The organism is Salinimicrobium marinum (assembly GCF_014651535.1).
Taxonomy (GTDB): domain Bacteria; phylum Bacteroidota; class Bacteroidia; order Flavobacteriales; family Flavobacteriaceae; genus Salinimicrobium; species Salinimicrobium marinum.
Map to the genome: position 1 here is coordinate 58,990 of NZ_BMXB01000016.1, position 15,981 is coordinate 74,970.

Sequence of the window (15,981 nt, forward strand, 5' to 3'; positions counted from 1 at the left end):
GTACTTGAATCAATTATTGGAACGGTGCTCATGGAAATTATTCTAATCTGAATTCATTTAACCACTTTGTACAGAATGTTAAATATGCAACATTCATTATATACTGCAGTACAGCGTTAAAAACAAAAAAGAACCACGCCTTTTGAGCGTGGTTTAGGGTTAAAATATATAGTGTAGCGGTTACTACGTGCGTGCTTAATTGTTTTTCCGTCTCAATTCATCTCTAATTTCGGTAAGTAATTCTTCCTGAGAAGGACCTTTTGGAGCTGCGACCACAGGGGCTTCTTTCTTTTTCTTGGTTCGTTCATAAGCTCTAAGGAGCAAAAATATGAAAAAAGCAACGATTACAAAATAGATAATTGCCTGGATAACATTTCCATACGTGAGTACGGCCGCCTCTGCTTCCTGTGCTGCCTGCAGGCTTTCGTAAGAATTTCCATCCAGGGAAATGAACTGCTGCGAGAAATCTGCACCACCGGTTAATACTCCGATTATAGGCATGATAATATCTGCTACCACCGAGGAAATGATCTTGTTAAAAGCAGCACCCATTACCACTGCTGTTGCCAGTGCGATAATGTCACCTTTCATTAGAAAGGTTTTAAAGTCTTTAAAAAAAGCCATGGTTGTTTGGATTGGTTCCTACAAATTTGGCGATAAAACCCCAATAATCCTAATGCTCTATAAGTACCCGCTTTACTCGTTGAGAGATACCGGTAATTAATTCATAAGAAATAGTGTTCCCTGCTTCGGCAAAATCTGTGGCGCGTTGTGGGCCTCCAAAAACGATTACCTCATCTCCTTCTTTACAATCAATATCTGTAACATCGGTCATGATCATGTCCATACATACATTTCCAATGATGGGCGCATACTTTCCGCCTATAAATACTCCAATGGTTCCATTGCCGTATTCTCTTTTTATCCCGTCGGCATAACCGATTGGGAGAGTGGCTGTTTTGGTAGGTTTTTCTGCAGTAAAGGCCCGGTTATAACCCACAGAATCTCCTTTCTTAATGTGATGGATCTGTGAAATTATGGTTTTTAAAGTGGCTACCGGTTTCAGTTTTTCATCTTCACTTTTTTCATTTCCGTAGCCGTATAGGCCAATCCCGCTTCTTACCATGTCAAAAGCAGCTTCGGGATAGTTTATTATCCCGGAAGTATTACAGATATGAAGCAGAGGCTCGTATTTCAGCTGATCAAAAAGCCGGATAGCAATGCGTTGAAAAGTATGAATTTGCTGCAGGGTAAATTCCCGTTCCCGCCAGTCTTCACTGGCCGAAAGATGTGAAAAAACCGAGGCGGCCTTCACAGAATTTGTTGCGTTTAATCTGCCGGTAACCATTTCAACTTCTTCTTCCGAAAGGCCGAGTCTGTTCATTCCGGTATTGAATTTAAGATGTACCGGAAAATTTTTCTGATTCAGTTTTTCAGCAGTTGAAATAAATTCTTTCAGAACAAAGTCACTGTATAAGCTTGGTTCCAGGCAATATTCCACCAGACTCTCGTAATTTGCCGACTGCGGATGAAATACCATGATAGGAAGTTCAATCCCTGCTTCCCGAAGTGCAATTCCTTCAGAAATATAGGCTACGGCCACATAATCTGCTCCCAGTTCCTTTAATTTCCTTGCGATACCAACTACATCACTCCCATAGCCCGATGCCTTCACCACACCCATAAATTTCACATTTGATTCTACTTTAGAACGTAAATAGTGATAATTATGTGCAAGTGCAGTAAGATCGATTTCCAATAAAGTTTCGTGTGCTACGGGCATGTTATACTTTTTTGGAGGTGATTTCTTCAGGATCCTTAACCTCCAGCGTTTTCACCTTTTCTTTTAGCCTGGCTTTGTAAAATGCAGCGCGGCTCAAAGGTTCATATTCTTCGGTTTCTCCTAGTAATACAAGATCTTCACTGGCAGCTTTTCTATAACTGTATTGGGCAAGGTTTCCTGTGCGGGTACAAACAGCATGGACTTTGGTAACATATTCGGCAGTGGCCATAAGGTTTGGCATAGGTCCAAAGGGATTTCCTTTAAAATCCATATCAAGACCCGCTACAATAACCCTTATGCCTTTATTGGCAAGGTCATTACAAACAGAAACTATTTCTTCATCAAAGAATTGAGCTTCGTCAATTCCTACCACATCACAATCATCGGCAAGGATTCTTATGTTTGCCGCAGCAGGAACAGGAGTAGACCGTATCTCATTGGAGTCATGGGAGACCACCATTTCTTCATTGTATCGAATATCAACGGCAGGTTTAAAAATTTCAACTTTTTGTTTGGCAAATTTGGCACGTTTGAGTCGGCGAATCAATTCTTCGGTCTTTCCCGAGAACATAGAACCGCAGATAACTTCTATCCATCCAAATTGCTCCTTATGATTTACTGTATTTTCGAGAAACATTTTGTATTTTTCAAGACGAAAAAGCGAACTTCGCTTTCGTATAAAGGTGATACAAATTTATTAAAAATACAACCGCATTTAATCCCTAAGCAGGAAAGTTATGAAAAAGCAATTGAAAGAGGAATTAATAACTTTAGCTGAAAAAGTACTGTCTTTAAAGCAACAGGAGTCTATTGATTCTGAAGAATTAAAGAAGTTGGCCAAGGATCTGTACGAAAGATTAACGATTTTAAATTTTACTGAAAAACATCTTTTTTCTGCAGAAGTTTCTGAAGAAAAAGAGACCAGAGAACCTGAAAAGCAAATAACTCCTACCGAAGAGAAAAAACAGCCTAAGCAGGAGGAAGAACCAGACAGGTTTGCACCCGACGGAACACTTTTTAACGATTCTGAAGCTATCACCGAACCAAATACCGAAAAGATCAAGGATATAGTAGCACAAATGCCACCGGAATCTCAGAAATTTGATGAGATGCTCGACCATATCATTCCAAAAAACTACAAGAAGAACGATATGGAAGATATTGGTGGAGTACATTATGATCACCTCCCGCAGTTTGAACCTGTGACTTCAAGATCAACACCCGAAGCTGATAAACCAAGATCTATAAATGACCGGTTAAAAAAGACGTTTCAAATAGGGATCAATGACAGGCACGCATTTGTAAAGCACCTTTTTGAAGGAAGTACGGCCGATTACAACCGCGTACTTTCGCAGCTAAATACCATGAAAAACAAGGAGGAAGCAGTAAATTTTGTGCTGAACATGGTGAAGCCTGATTATAATAACTGGGAAGGAAAAGAGGAGTATGAAATCCGGTTTCTGGCAATAGTAGAAAGCAAATTTGAGTAAAGAGGCACAAAGGCCAATGGCAAAATTATTTTTGGTACCCACCCCAATTGGAAATCTGGATGATATGACCTTCAGGGCTGTCAGTGTTTTAAAGGAAGTGGACACAATTCTTGCAGAAGACACCCGCAATAGCGGGAAACTATTGAAACATTTCGGTATCAATACACATATGCACAGCCATCATATGCATAATGAGCATAAAACCGTGGAAGGAATCGTGCAGCAAATAAAAAACGGAAAAACCTACGCCCTCATTAGTGATGCCGGAACTCCCGCCATTAGTGACCCCGGATTTTTACTTACCCGCGCCTGCGTTGAGGCTGGAATTGAAGTAGACTGCCTACCCGGCGCAACTGCTTTTGTACCTGCCCTGGTGAACAGCGGATTCCCCAACGATAAATTTGTGTTTGAAGGTTTTCTTCCGGTGAAGAAAGGCCGGCAGACGAGGTTAAAACTTCTTGCAGATGAAACCCGGACCATCATTTTTTACGAATCTCCGCATAAGCTGATCAAGACGCTATCTCATTTTGTGGAGTTCTTTGGCGAAGATCGGCCGGTCTCGGTTTCCCGGGAAATTACCAAGCTTCACGAAGAAACAATTCGTGGTACAGCGACAGAAGTGCTGGAGCATTATACCCAAAAGCCTCCTAAAGGAGAAATTGTAATTGTGGTAGGGGGAAAGAAATAGAAAATAAAGTTAGAAGTAGGTTGTAAACAATGCATAATGAAACCTTTCAAACATGAAAAACCCCGCCTTATTACTTCTTTTCCTTTTTGTGTTTTTGAGTTGTGACAGTGACGATTCTGTTGATCCCATAACTAAAATAGCCACCATTTATATCGATGAATCTGAAGTTGACAATTGTTTCTACACTATAAAAACTGAGAATAATGAAGTTTTCACCACAAACAATTTACCGGGTGAATATTCAGAAAGTACTTTTGAATCCCGAATAATATATCGGGTAACTGAAGAAATATGCAACTGTGGTTTTGCTGGATCTCTGGTTAAAATAGAGATCGTAAAACTCGTTGAAATATAAAAAAATTAAGTTCCGGGAAAAGGACAGTATGCAATGTTCCCATTTTCTGTAGCTGATTATCTGAAGACAATCACGCTCATCCATGAAAACTGTTTTTATAAGTGTGAAAAACGCCTGTAAAATATGAAGTTAATAACAGGCAATCTTAAGCTTTTATTTCTTTACTCGTTTACCACAATCTTAAGCGTCAGGATATTTTTGGCTACTATTTCGCTCCCGCCGGCAGATATATTCGTGGTGATCTCCACCTCATCTGTTCCGGTAAAGCCGGTCTCAGGCTCATAAACGTAATAAATCCCGGCATCACGTCTCAGTTCACTCACCTTCGCATTATTGGGTTTTTTTGTAATTACCGGGCCACCTTCGGTTGGATAATTTTCCATGATCTGATATTTGTGTTGGGTATCTTCAGAAGCTTTAGCAGAAATTTCCCAGGTATCTTCGCTGTAGGTCTTTTTCATATCATTTTCATCTTCACTATTGGAACAGCCTGTCAAAATGATCCCGATGTATAGCATACAAAATATGAGTGTCTTTTTCATAACTTTCTGTTTTTGCGAAGATTAAATTTAATAAAAAAATAATAGATCATGCAGTCAGTAGGCTATTCTCAAGAAAAATGTCCCGGCAAACTTCTAATAACGTCCGGTTTTTTCCTCAAAAATATCTACAAAACCGAATTTTTTACCGCTGAACAATCCTTTGTCTGAAATTTTAAGGTCGGGAATTACCAGCAAAGCCATAAAAGAAAGGGACATAAAAGGTGCTTTTAAGGTGCTGCCCAGTTCTTTTGCCATTGCATCTATTTCCTGGTATAATTTACCAGTTTCCCAGCCATTCCTGTCACTAATTATTCCGGCAACCGGAAGTGGTAGTATCCTTTTGTCTTCTCTGTTCACAGCACAAATCCCTCCGTTATTCTCTATAATGAGGTTTACAGCTGTGCATAATTCTTCATCTGTGGTACCTACGGCGATAATGTTATGGGAATCATGGGCTACAGAACTTGCTATGGCACCCTTTTTTAATCCGAAGTTTTTGATGAATGCAACAGCCGGCGGCCTATTTTCATAACGATTGACCACCGCTATCTTTAAAATATCGGTTTCTGTATCTGATATAAAACTTCCCTGCTTCTCAAGAGGCTTCAGGTGTAGTTCATTTGTTATTAATTCTCCATCTACAGCTTCTATAACTTTTACAAGTGCTTTCGTGGCCGGTAATTGGAAATCTTCAGGAGTTTTGGGAGAAATGTTGAAGTTATTCGGTTTTTCAAAAGCAACGGAAGGAATTTTTGAGGTGCCGTTTTCAGCTACCAGTTCTCCGTCGATATAGGTCTGTAATACCTCGAATTCCTGAAGGTCCTTTACTACAATAAAATCGGCAGGATCCCCTATTTTCAGTAATCCAACATTCATATTGTAATGCTCTGCAGGGTTCACACAAGCTACTTGTAAAACCTTGAAAACATCAATTCCCCTGGCGACTGCACGTGCGCATAACTGATTTATATGGCCGAGGATCAAATCATCGGGATGTTTGTCATCTGAGCAGAACATCATATTTTCATGATGGTCAGGAAGCAAATCTATGAGTGCATCAAAATTTTTGGCCGCACTTCCTTCCCTTATAATTACCTTCATGCCAAGAGACAGTTTTTCTTCTGCCTCTTCATAGGTGTAGCATTCATGATCTGTAGTGATTCCGGCTTCTATGTATTTCTTTGCCTCTTTGCCACGCAATCCCGGGGCATGACCATCTACAGGCTTGTTGAACTGCCTGGCATAGAATATTTTTTTATAAACTTCTTTGTCGTCATTTAAAACCCCTGGATAATTCATCATTTCTGTGAGATAGTGAATTTCAGGAAGTTCCAGTAGCTCCTTCACGTCTTCGGCATTTATTACAGCTCCAGCAGATTCAAAAGTAGTGGCAGGCACACAAGAAGGGGCTCCAAAATGGAATTTAAGTGGAACTTTTTTGCCATTTTCGATCATGAAATGCACCCCCTCTTTTCCAAGGACATTAGCAATCTCATGAGGATCGGAAACAGTGGCAACCGTACCGTGAAGCACTGCCATTCTTGCAAATTCCGATGGCACCAGCATGGAACTTTCAATGTGGATATGCGCATCAATAAATCCCGGAAGGATAAAATTTCTGATCTGGTGCTTCTTTTCCCTGATCTCAGTAATCCGGCCTTTTCCGAGTGTAATTTCAGCAGAAAAGATCCGTTTATTTTGAATGTCTACAAGTTGGCCCTGTATAATTTCCATAGAAAATTTTTTAGAGGAGCGAAATTAGGCATTATAAGCCTTTACTGAAAGTATAATTTTGACGCGGCCGAGTATTTCGGCATCTTTGCAGAAAAGAGACAATAGTATGAAAATTGGAGATTTCATAGACAAACTGAAAAAGAATCCGCAGGCAAATTCATTTTCCAGAACGATGGAGGTTATAGATGAGCATTATGACTTTATTCCTACCGCTTTCAACAACGGAAAACTTGAAAATTTCGCCGGAAAAAATAATGGCAGTTGTAAGATCTTTGCTTTTGCCAAACGGCAGCAGCTAAGTGAAGAGCTCACCCTGGCCTGTTTCGGAGAATTTTATTTTAAAAATGTGCTTGAAAATCCCGAAGGGAAAGAACACCAAAATATCCGGAATTTTATGAAAACCGGCTGGGCTGGAATAAAATATAAAGGAACGGCATTACGCGAAAAGTTTTTAATACATTAATCTGCTTTTATTTTGATGAACATGCGCTGGACGCTCAAACCAAAACCCGATCCTGAAAAAGTGGCCGTGCTTGCCAAAACGCTCGGGGTAGACATTCCGGTGGCTTCTTTGCTGGTGCAGCGCGGCATCGAATCTTTTGAGGATGCTAAGAAATTCTTTCGTCCTTCCCTGGAGGATTTGCATGATCCGTTTTTGATGCAAGACATGGAAAAGGCTGTTCTTCGCATCGAGAAAGCGATAGAGGAGGGTGAGAATATTATGGTCTATGGGGATTATGACGTTGACGGTACCACCAGCGTTGCTCTTGTTTCTTCCTATTTGAAAACCTTTTATCCAAATATTGCTACTTACATTCCAGATCGTTATGATGAAGGATATGGCGTATCCTATAAAGGAATAGATTTCGCTTCCGATAATGATATAAGCCTTATCATAGCACTCGATTGTGGTATCAAAGCTATAGAGAAAGTAAGCTATGCTTCAGAAAAAGGAATAGATTTCGTGATCTGCGACCACCACAGGCCGGGTGCAGAGATTCCGGCTGCTGTGGCTGTACTTGATCCAAAGCGACAGGATTGTGAGTATCCGTACAAGGAGCTGTGTGGCTGCGGAGTAGGTTTTAAATTGCTGCAGGCGCTCGGTTCCCGCAGAGGTGAAACCATTGAAAACCTTATTCCATACCTTGACCTTGTTGCCACCGCAATAGGGGCCGATATTGTTCCTGTTACAGGTGAAAACAGAATTCTTGCCTATCATGGGCTTCGGGTGATCAATGCTGCGCCACGTGCAGGATTTAAAGCTATTCTGGAGCAGGTGAAGAAAGAAACACTTACCATTACAGATGTTGTTTTTATCATAGCCCCACGTATCAACGCCGCCGGTAGAATGAAACATGGACTTCACGCGGTGAACCTTCTTACCGAAGAGAACGAAGAAACCGCCAGGCATTTCGCTTCAGAAATTGAGATCTTCAATTCAGATCGAAAAGATGCCGATAAATCAATTACTGCCGAAGCCTTACTGCAAATTGAGGCTGCCAAAGAACAGGAGCGGTTCACGACAGTAGTCTATCAGGAGAACTGGCATAAAGGTGTTATTGGAATTGTGGCTTCTCGACTTACAGAAACCTATTACCGGCCCACGCTGGTCTTCACCAGGAGTGGGAATAAACTGGCGGCTTCTGCAAGATCTGTCAAGGGATTTGATGTGTATGATGCGCTGGAGTGCTGCAGTGAACATATAGAACAGTTTGGAGGACATAAATATGCCGCAGGATTCACAATGCTGGAATCTCAATATGAAGATTTTAAACTGAAATTTGAAGAGGTGGTTTCAGGAAGTATAGATAAAAACCTGCTAATTCCCGAGATAGCCATTGATGCTGAAATTTCCCTTACCGATATTACTCCGAAATTCCACCGAATCCTGAAGCAATTTGCACCTTTTGGCCCTGATAATATGATGCCCGTTTTTATGACTTCCCAACTTAAGGATGCCGGTTATGCTAAATGCGTGGGTGGAGATGACCTGCATTTAAAATGTCGTTTTGTAGAAGGGGCTTCAAAAAAATCTTTTGATGCTATAGGATTTAATCTTGGTGGTAAATGTGATTTACTTTCTAATGGCAATAAAGTGAGAGCAGCCTATTGCATTGATGAAAATGAATGGAATGGCAACGTAAGCATGCAGTTGAAACTTAAAGATATTGTATCGGAATGATTTTGTAGGTAATTTCCTGAAAATCAGTAAAAAACCATCAAAATTATATTCCATTTCTTACAGGCTGTTTTAATTGATTGTAATTTAACCAGTATCCCTGTAGTTGGTCTAAAATAATTTATTGAGGCAATAAATTAATCTATATTAGCAAAGCCATAGCATAAGTAGGTTAAGTTCATGGTAGATTTGGGGCAAAGGGAGGCGGAATATCTATTTCGCCTCCTTTTATTTTTCAGCGGCACATGTGCTTTAGTCAGGTGTTCTGCACCCCAGAATTTAAGGCTTTTTAATTTGCACAAAAAAATGCTGCCCAATTGGGCAGCATTTTCTAAATTATTTTCTTTTCAGGAATTATTTTCCCTGTGCATATCTTCTGGAAACTTCCTCCCAGTTAATTACATTAAAAAATGCATCGATATATGCAGGACGTTGGTTTTGGTATTTCAGATAATAAGCGTGCTCCCAAACATCCATTCCAAGGATTGGAGTTCCACCACAGCCAACATTTGGCATTAATGGATTATCCTGGTTTGCAGAAGAACAAACTTCCACATCTCCTCCTTCATGAACACATAACCATGCCCATCCCGAACCAAACTGGGTTGCACCTGCTTTCGAAAATTCTTCTTTAAAAGAATCAAATGAACCGAATTTTTTATCGATTGCAGTAGCAAGATCACCGGTTGGTTTTCCTCCTCCGTCTGGAGACATGATTTCCCAGAAAAGGTTGTGATTATAGTAACCACCACCATTGTTACGAACAGCCTTATCTTTCATATCAAGATTCATAAGGATATTCTCAATGGTTTTTCCTTCCTGGTCTGTTCCTTCAATAGCTGCATTTAATTTGCTGGTATATCCTGCATGGTGTTTGTCATGATGGATTTCCATTGTTTTTGCATCTATGTGAGGCTCTAATGCATCAAATGCATATTTTAATTTTGGTAACTCAAATGCCATAATATGTTATGTTTTTTTGATTATTAATTCAGATCAACCCCAAATTTAGGGATTACCCCGGCTAACTAAAATATTTATATGTTATAAAATCCTTAAAGATTTATGCTTTTACGTGAATTTAGTGTTTATTCAGAAATAAATTAACTACAACTATTGAGAAATCAAAAAGATTATGTCCTGATTATAAGCTGCTAAAATTTGATTTTATAATTTCGTAAAAAAATAGCTTGAAGAAATCCAATTCATTCACCATTTATAATGCTTCCGCAGGGTCTGGAAAAACATTTACCCTGGTAAAAGAATATTTGCTGCTGCTGTTTACTTCGGGCAGGAATGACAGTTATAAAAATATACTTGCCATAACCTTTACCAACAAGGCCGTGGAGGAAATGAAATCCCGGATTGTAGATAACTTGTATGGATTTTCGAAACAGCCTGTTCCGAAGAAATTTCAGCCTTTGCTGGAAATTATTTGTAAGGAAACAGGGTCTTCTGAAGAGAAAATCACAGTACGATCTAAAGAAATCCTGAAACACATAATCCATAATTACGCTGCTTTCGAGGTGTCAACCATTGACGGATTTACACACCGGGTGCTGCGGACATTTGCGAAAGATCTTGATTTACCTCTTAATTTTGAGGTGGAACTGAATACTTCCGAAGTGCTTCAGGAAGCAGTGGAAAGACTCATTAACAGGGCTGGTCAGGATAAAGAACTCACCCGGGTGCTTATCAATTTTTCTCTGAGCAAGACCGATGAGGATAAAAGCTGGGACATCGCCAGGGACCTTTACAAGATCGCCGAGTTGGTGAACAGTGAGAACAATCAGGGTTTTCTTCAACTGCTGAAGGGAAAAAAGCTGGAGGATTTCGAAAATCTTTCTAAAGAACTGAAGAAGCAAAAAGTCCTTTTTGAAGAAGGAGTGGTGGAAATGGCCAATAAGTTTTTTACTCTCATCCAAAGCAACGGACTTGAAAGTTCAGATTTCAGCAGCGGTTATTGTCCTAAATTTTTTGAAAAGCTTCAGAAAGAGGATTTTGAGGTAGGATTTGATGCAAAATGGCAAACTTCCATTGCAGATCAACCTTTGTATGCAAAGAAGCTGGATGAAAACAAAAAAAATATTCTCGATGGATTGCAATCGGAGATTGTGAGTTATTTCAATGAAACAAAAAGATACCTGACGCAGATTCAATTTTTTGCCGCCATTCAAAAGAACCTTACCCCGTTGTCTTTGTTGAGTGCGATTCAGGAGGAAATTTCTACGATCAAGAAGGAGCGGGCAATTGTGATGATCTCCGAATTTAATGCCACCATTGGAAGTGCAGTAAAAGACCAGCCGGCGCCATTTATTTATGAGCGTTTAGGGGAGCGCTACCGGCATTATTTCATCGATGAATTTCAGGACACGTCGCAGCTGCAGTGGGAAAACCTTATTCCGTTGGTGGATCACACTTTGACTACAGAACACCCAGAGGGAGAAACGGGGAGCCTCACACTGGTAGGCGATGCCAAACAATCTATCTATCGCTGGCGCGGTGGAAAAGCCGAACAGTTCATGGATCTTTGCGGCACCGGGAATCCTTTTAATCTGGAAGAGAAAGAAGTGGTTTTATTGCCTTTTAACTACCGTAGTTCTAAGCAGGTTGTAGATTTTAACAATGATTTCTTCCAATTTTCTTCAAGTTGTTTTACAAACCTTGAGCATAAAAAGCTTTTTGAGGAAACAAGTTCCCAGCAGCCAATAAATCTGGATGAGGGCTATGTGAACCTGTCTTTTATTGAAGCTGAAAATGCCGAAGAAGAAATGCAGGTTTACCCCGAAAAGGTGCTTGAAATTATAAAAGACCTGGAAGCTAAAGAGGTTTCGAAAAGTGACATTTGTATTCTTACACGCAGAAAAAAAGAAGGCGTCGCCATTGCTTCCTTCCTCAGTGAAAATGGAGTTCCGGTGATTTCTGCGGAAAGTCTGTTGCTTTCTCAATCTCCGAAAGTGAATTTCATTTCGGCTGTTTTGCAATTTTCGGTAGAAGGGCAGGATAAAAATCTGAAGCTGCCCATTCTTGAATATATCCTGGAACATCAGCTGAAAATAGAAAGTTTCTACAGTTTTATTTCTGAAAGACTTGAAATTAATGATCAGCAGTTTTTTGATAGTCTTAATAGCTTCGGAATACATTTCAGTTTAAGCCGTGTGACTGAAGCTTCTCTTTATGAAGCAGTGGAATACATCATCAGGAGTTTTGATCTTGTTACATCTTCGGATGCGTATGTGCAATCATTCCTGGATTTCGTTTATGAAATATCTCAGAAGGAAAACCACGGAATTTTCGAATTTCTGGAGCTCTGGGAGCAGAAAAAAGACCGAAAAAGTATTGCCGCTTCACCCGATGAGGATGCGGTGCAGATCATGACGATCCATAAAGCGAAGGGGCTGGAGTTTCCGGTAGTGATATTTCCGTTTGCAAACAGTAGTATTACAGATGTTGCCCGGGAATCTCTATGGATGGATCTCCCGGAAACCCTGAGTGCCGAAATTCCCATTGGTTATCTCAAAGCCACCAAAGATATGCTGCATTGGGGAGAACGAGCTTCGTTTTTATATGATGATTTGTGCCATTATAGTCAGCTGGATGCTTTGAATGTGCTTTACGTGGCACTTACCCGTCCTGTGAAGCAGTTGTATGTCATTTCCAAGTACGAACTGAGCAGAGGCAAAGAGAATACTAATAAATTTTCGGGATTGTTCATTTCTTGGCTAAAGCAGAAAAAAGTTTGGGAGGACAACCGCCACGAGTATGAATTCGGAAATAAAGAAGATTTTCCGGTTTCTGAAGGAGAAAGAGCCAGCAGCACCTACCAGCAGGAGTGCTATTATTCCTCTGCAACAGAAGGCAGCGCGGTTTCTATCATTACCAAATCTGGTTTATTGTGGGATTCGAGTCAGGCGAAAGCTATTGAAAAAGGTCATCTGGTGCACGATATTTTTGCGCAGATAAACACTTCCGAAGATGTGGAAGCGGCTATTTCGAATGCGCGGGAAGAAGGATTGTTCAGAAATAAAGAAGAAGAGGAGATTCGGAAAAGCATTTTGAGTGTGGTAAATCATCCCGAGCTTCAGAAATTTTACGCTCCAGGGACCGAGAATTTCAATGAACGTGATATCATTACCGAAACCGGCACTATTCTAAGACCCGACCGGCTTAATTTCTTTGGAAAAAATGTGAGCATCATTGATTATAAAACAGGAGAAGTGAATACAAAGCATAAAAACCAGATCATTAGTTATGGAGAAGTGCTTACGGGAATGGGATTTACGGTAGAGAAAAGGATTCTTGTCTATATAAATGAAGAAGTCTCCGTAAGCATTGTTTAAAAGAAATGTAATTTTGTAAAAAAATCATAGTATGTACGGAAAGATAAAAGAACACTTACAGAAAGAAATAGAAGAAATAAAGGAAGAAGGCCTTTATAAAACCGAACGAGTCATAACTTCACCACAGGGTGCGGCTATCACCATCCAGGGAGGCAAGGAGGTAATTAATTTCTGTGCAAACAATTATCTGGGGCTTTCTTCACATCCCGATGTGATTCAGGCTGCTAAAGATACCATGGACACCCATGGCTTCGGAATGTCCAGTGTCCGGTTTATTTGCGGAACCCAGGATATTCATAAAGAACTGGAAGGCAAGATTGCCGATTTCTATAAAACCGAAGACACCATCCTTTACGCAGCAGCTTTTGATGCGAATGGAGGAGTTTTTGAGCCTTTGTTCTCTAAAGAAGACGCGATCATTTCGGATTCTTTGAATCATGCTTCCATTATAGATGGGGTGCGTTTGTGTAAAGCTGCCCGTTACCGGTATGAGAACAGCAACATGGAGGACCTTGAAAAGCAGTTGCAGCAGGCAAATGAAGATGGCGCGCGATTTAAAATTATTGTTACTGACGGTGTTTTCTCAATGGACGGACTCGTCGCTCCACTCGACCAGATCTGTGATCTTGCCGACAAGTATGACGCTTTGGTAATGATCGATGAAGCACACGCCACAGGTTTTATTGGCGAGAACGGAATAGGTACCCTTGAGGAAAAAGGAGTGCTGGACAGAATTGACATTATCACCGGAACTCTTGGAAAAGCTTTGGGTGGTGCCATGGGAGGTTACACTACCGGAAAGAAGGAGATCATAGAAATGTTACGTCAAAGATCTCGGCCTTATCTTTTCTCGAACTCTTTGGCTCCTGCTATTGTTGGAGCTTCTATTAAGGTATTTGAAATGTTGGAAAATGATGATTCCTTAAGAAATAAATTAAAAGAAAACACCCGGTATTTCAAAAAAGGGATCAAAGATGCAGGATTTGATATTATCGATGGGGAGGCAGCAATTGTTCCTGTAATGCTATATGATGCCAAACTTTCTCAAAATATGGCAAATAAGTTACTCGAAGAAGGAATTTATGTCATTGGATTCTTTTACCCGGTAGTACCAAAAGGAAAAGCGAGAATCAGGGTTCAGCTTTCTGCTGCTCATGAAAGAGAGCATTTAGATGCTGCTATCGCTGCTTTTACCAAGGTGGGGAAAGAACTCGGGGTAATTTAACTTTTTTATCAATAAAAGTTAAAGAAAGCAGTTAATATAATGAGTTTAAAGTTTTCTTAAAATTTATGACAAATTTCTGAAAATTTACAAATTAATACCCCTGAATACTGCGTGGATAAAGGATTATTAAGAAAACTTTATTATTAGAATCTTTGCCAATACCGAATATCAGCCTACTTTTGTTTCAACTAACTAAATTGAAATTAAACATTTGAATATGAAACATCTTAGCAAATTTTTATTAGCTACATTATTTATAATGAGCTTTACAGCTGTTCAGGCGCAGGATGAAAATAATCCCTGGGCTCTGGGAATTGGAGTAAACGCCGTGGATTTTTATCCAACCGGGGAAGATGCACCTTTAGGTGGGTATTTTGAAGATTTCTTCAATGTAGGAGATCACTATAATATTTTACCTGGGGTTTCAAGACTTTCTGTGGCCAGAAATATTGGTGGCGGATTTTATTTTGAAGGTGCCGGATCTGTTAACATGATCGAAAAGTTCGGAGATGAAGGTTGGGATGACCTTACATACTATGGACTTGATGGTACGTTCAACTATAGTTTCAGAAATGATGCTAATGCAGGCTGGTTTGATCCTGTTGTTGGTGTGGGTGGTGGTTACACCTGGATTGATGAAGACGGAGCTGCTACTTTAGACGGTACCGTTGGAATTAATTTCTGGTTTTCAGATCACATAGCACTTACAGTTCAGACGATGTATAAGCATGCCTTCGAAGACGACTTTAATTCTCATTTCCAGCATGTAGCCGGAATAAAAATTGCTTTTGGTGGTGTTGATACCGATGGTGATGGTATTTATGATAAAGATGACGAATGTCCTGAAGAGCCAGGTTTACCTGAATTTAACGGATGTCCCGATTCAGATGGTGATGGTATCCGTGACAGTATGGATGCATGTCCTAATGAAGCTGGACTTGCTCAATTCGATGGATGTCCTGATACTGATGGTGATGGAATCCCAGATAACGAAGACGAATGTCCTACAGTAGCCGGTACTGCCGCTATGAACGGTTGTCCTGATGCAGATGGTGACGGAGTAAGAGATAGTGAAGACGAATGTCCTAACGAAGCCGGACCTGCAGAAAACAATGGTTGTCCTTTTGAAGATCGTGATAACGACGGAGTAATTGATCAGGATGATGAATGTCCGGATGTTGCAGGAACAGTAGAAAACAACGGATGTCCTGAGCCAGATGTTGAGGTGATCAACGAATTGAATGAATATTCAAGAACGATCCTTTTCGACCTTAACAAGGCCACGATTCGTGATGAATCTGAAGAAACTTTACAGTCTATTGCAGATATCATGCAGGAATATCCAAACACAGATTTCCATATTGAAGGACATACAGACAGTACTGGGGCAGAAGCTTATAATCAAGAGCTTTCCCAAAGACGTGCAGATTCTGTAATGAACTTTCTTATTGATGCAGGAATTCCTACAGACAGGCTTTCAGCTACCGGATATGGTGAAAGTGAGCCAATTGCTACCAACAATACTAATGAAGGTAGGCAGCAAAACAGAAGGGTAGAGATTTCTCTTGAAGGCGAAGATGGCCAGACAGAAAACATGGATATGAATAACTAGGAGAAAGATTAAAATCTTTTTCAGAAAACGCCC

14 protein-coding genes are annotated in these 15,981 nt (G+C 40.3%); 8 read left to right on the forward strand and 6 right to left on the reverse strand.

Annotated elements, in window-relative coordinates:
- Positions 1 to 195: 195 nt before the first annotated feature.
- From mscL to IE056_RS15385, 3 genes are read right to left on the reverse strand one after another with little or no spacing between them, the layout of a single operon-like run.
- On the reverse strand, positions 196 to 624 hold the full coding sequence (mscL, locus tag IE056_RS15375; RefSeq protein ID WP_189605614.1) for a large conductance mechanosensitive channel protein MscL: 429 nt from the start codon (positions 622 to 624) through the stop codon (positions 196 to 198).
- A gap of 49 nt (positions 625 to 673) precedes the next feature.
- Positions 674 to 1,783, reverse strand: coding sequence for an alanine racemase (alr, locus tag IE056_RS15380; protein ID WP_189605615.1), 1,110 nt, complete (start codon positions 1,781 to 1,783; stop codon positions 674 to 676).
- A gap of 1 nt (position 1,784) precedes the next feature.
- A complete protein-coding gene (locus IE056_RS15385; RefSeq protein ID WP_189605616.1) occupies positions 1,785 to 2,420 on the reverse strand; it encodes a thymidine kinase in 636 nt (211 codons plus the stop codon).
- A gap of 100 nt (positions 2,421 to 2,520) precedes the next feature.
- Between IE056_RS15385 and IE056_RS15390 the strand changes: the two genes are divergently transcribed.
- From IE056_RS15390 to IE056_RS15400, 3 genes are read left to right on the forward strand one after another with little or no spacing between them, the layout of a single operon-like run.
- A complete protein-coding gene (locus IE056_RS15390; protein ID WP_189605617.1) occupies positions 2,521 to 3,273 on the forward strand; it encodes a DUF8457 domain-containing protein in 753 nt (250 codons plus the stop codon).
- 16 nt (positions 3,274 to 3,289) lie between these two features.
- Positions 3,290 to 3,961 carry a 16S rRNA (cytidine(1402)-2'-O)-methyltransferase gene (rsmI, locus tag IE056_RS15395; protein WP_189605618.1) on the forward strand — a complete coding sequence of 224 codons (672 nt, stop codon included), beginning with the start codon at positions 3,290 to 3,292 and terminating at the stop codon, positions 3,959 to 3,961.
- Positions 3,962 to 4,013: 52 nt separating this feature from the next.
- The gene (locus IE056_RS15400) at positions 4,014 to 4,316 is read left to right on the forward strand and encodes a hypothetical protein (protein WP_189605619.1); all 303 of its coding nucleotides are present in this window, start codon (positions 4,014 to 4,016) and stop codon (positions 4,314 to 4,316) included.
- Positions 4,317 to 4,477: 161 nt separating this feature from the next.
- Here the strand turns inward: IE056_RS15400 and IE056_RS15405 are convergent, their stop codons facing one another.
- Positions 4,478 to 4,858 carry a hypothetical protein gene (locus IE056_RS15405; RefSeq protein WP_189605620.1) on the reverse strand — a complete coding sequence of 127 codons (381 nt, stop codon included), beginning with the start codon at positions 4,856 to 4,858 and terminating at the stop codon, positions 4,478 to 4,480.
- A 93-nt stretch (positions 4,859 to 4,951) separates the two neighbouring features.
- Positions 4,952 to 6,592, reverse strand: coding sequence for an adenine deaminase (gene ade, locus IE056_RS15410; RefSeq protein ID WP_189605621.1), 1,641 nt, complete (start codon positions 6,590 to 6,592; stop codon positions 4,952 to 4,954).
- 106 nt (positions 6,593 to 6,698) lie between these two features.
- On the opposite strand from ade, the gene IE056_RS15415 reads away from it, so the two are divergent.
- Both IE056_RS15415 and recJ read left to right on the forward strand, forming a co-directional pair.
- The gene (locus IE056_RS15415; RefSeq protein ID WP_189605622.1) at positions 6,699 to 7,055 is read left to right on the forward strand and encodes a HopJ type III effector protein; all 357 of its coding nucleotides are present in this window, start codon (positions 6,699 to 6,701) and stop codon (positions 7,053 to 7,055) included.
- Between the two features lie 21 nt (positions 7,056 to 7,076).
- Positions 7,077 to 8,774 carry a single-stranded-DNA-specific exonuclease RecJ gene (recJ, locus tag IE056_RS15420; RefSeq protein WP_189605623.1) on the forward strand — a complete coding sequence of 566 codons (1,698 nt, stop codon included), beginning with the start codon at positions 7,077 to 7,079 and terminating at the stop codon, positions 8,772 to 8,774.
- A 351-nt stretch (positions 8,775 to 9,125) separates the two neighbouring features.
- Here the strand turns inward: recJ and IE056_RS15425 are convergent, their stop codons facing one another.
- A complete protein-coding gene (locus IE056_RS15425; RefSeq protein ID WP_229793782.1) occupies positions 9,126 to 9,734 on the reverse strand; it encodes a superoxide dismutase in 609 nt (202 codons plus the stop codon).
- Between the two features lie 227 nt (positions 9,735 to 9,961).
- Here IE056_RS15425 and IE056_RS15430 point away from each other — a divergent pair, with 227 nt between their 5' ends.
- The 3 genes from IE056_RS15430 to IE056_RS15440 all read left to right on the forward strand — a co-directional run bounded on the left by IE056_RS15430 (position 9,962) and on the right by IE056_RS15440 (position 15,948).
- Positions 9,962 to 13,111 (forward strand): UvrD-helicase domain-containing protein, encoded by a 3,150-nt coding sequence (locus IE056_RS15430; RefSeq protein WP_189605624.1) that lies wholly within the window; start codon positions 9,962 to 9,964, stop codon positions 13,109 to 13,111.
- 31 nt (positions 13,112 to 13,142) lie between these two features.
- On the forward strand, positions 13,143 to 14,336 hold the full coding sequence (gene kbl, locus IE056_RS15435; RefSeq protein WP_189605625.1) for a glycine C-acetyltransferase: 1,194 nt from the start codon (positions 13,143 to 13,145) through the stop codon (positions 14,334 to 14,336).
- A gap of 217 nt (positions 14,337 to 14,553) precedes the next feature.
- A complete protein-coding gene (locus IE056_RS15440; RefSeq protein WP_189605626.1) occupies positions 14,554 to 15,948 on the forward strand; it encodes an OmpA family protein in 1,395 nt (464 codons plus the stop codon).
- The last annotated feature ends 33 nt before the right edge of the window (positions 15,949 to 15,981 follow it).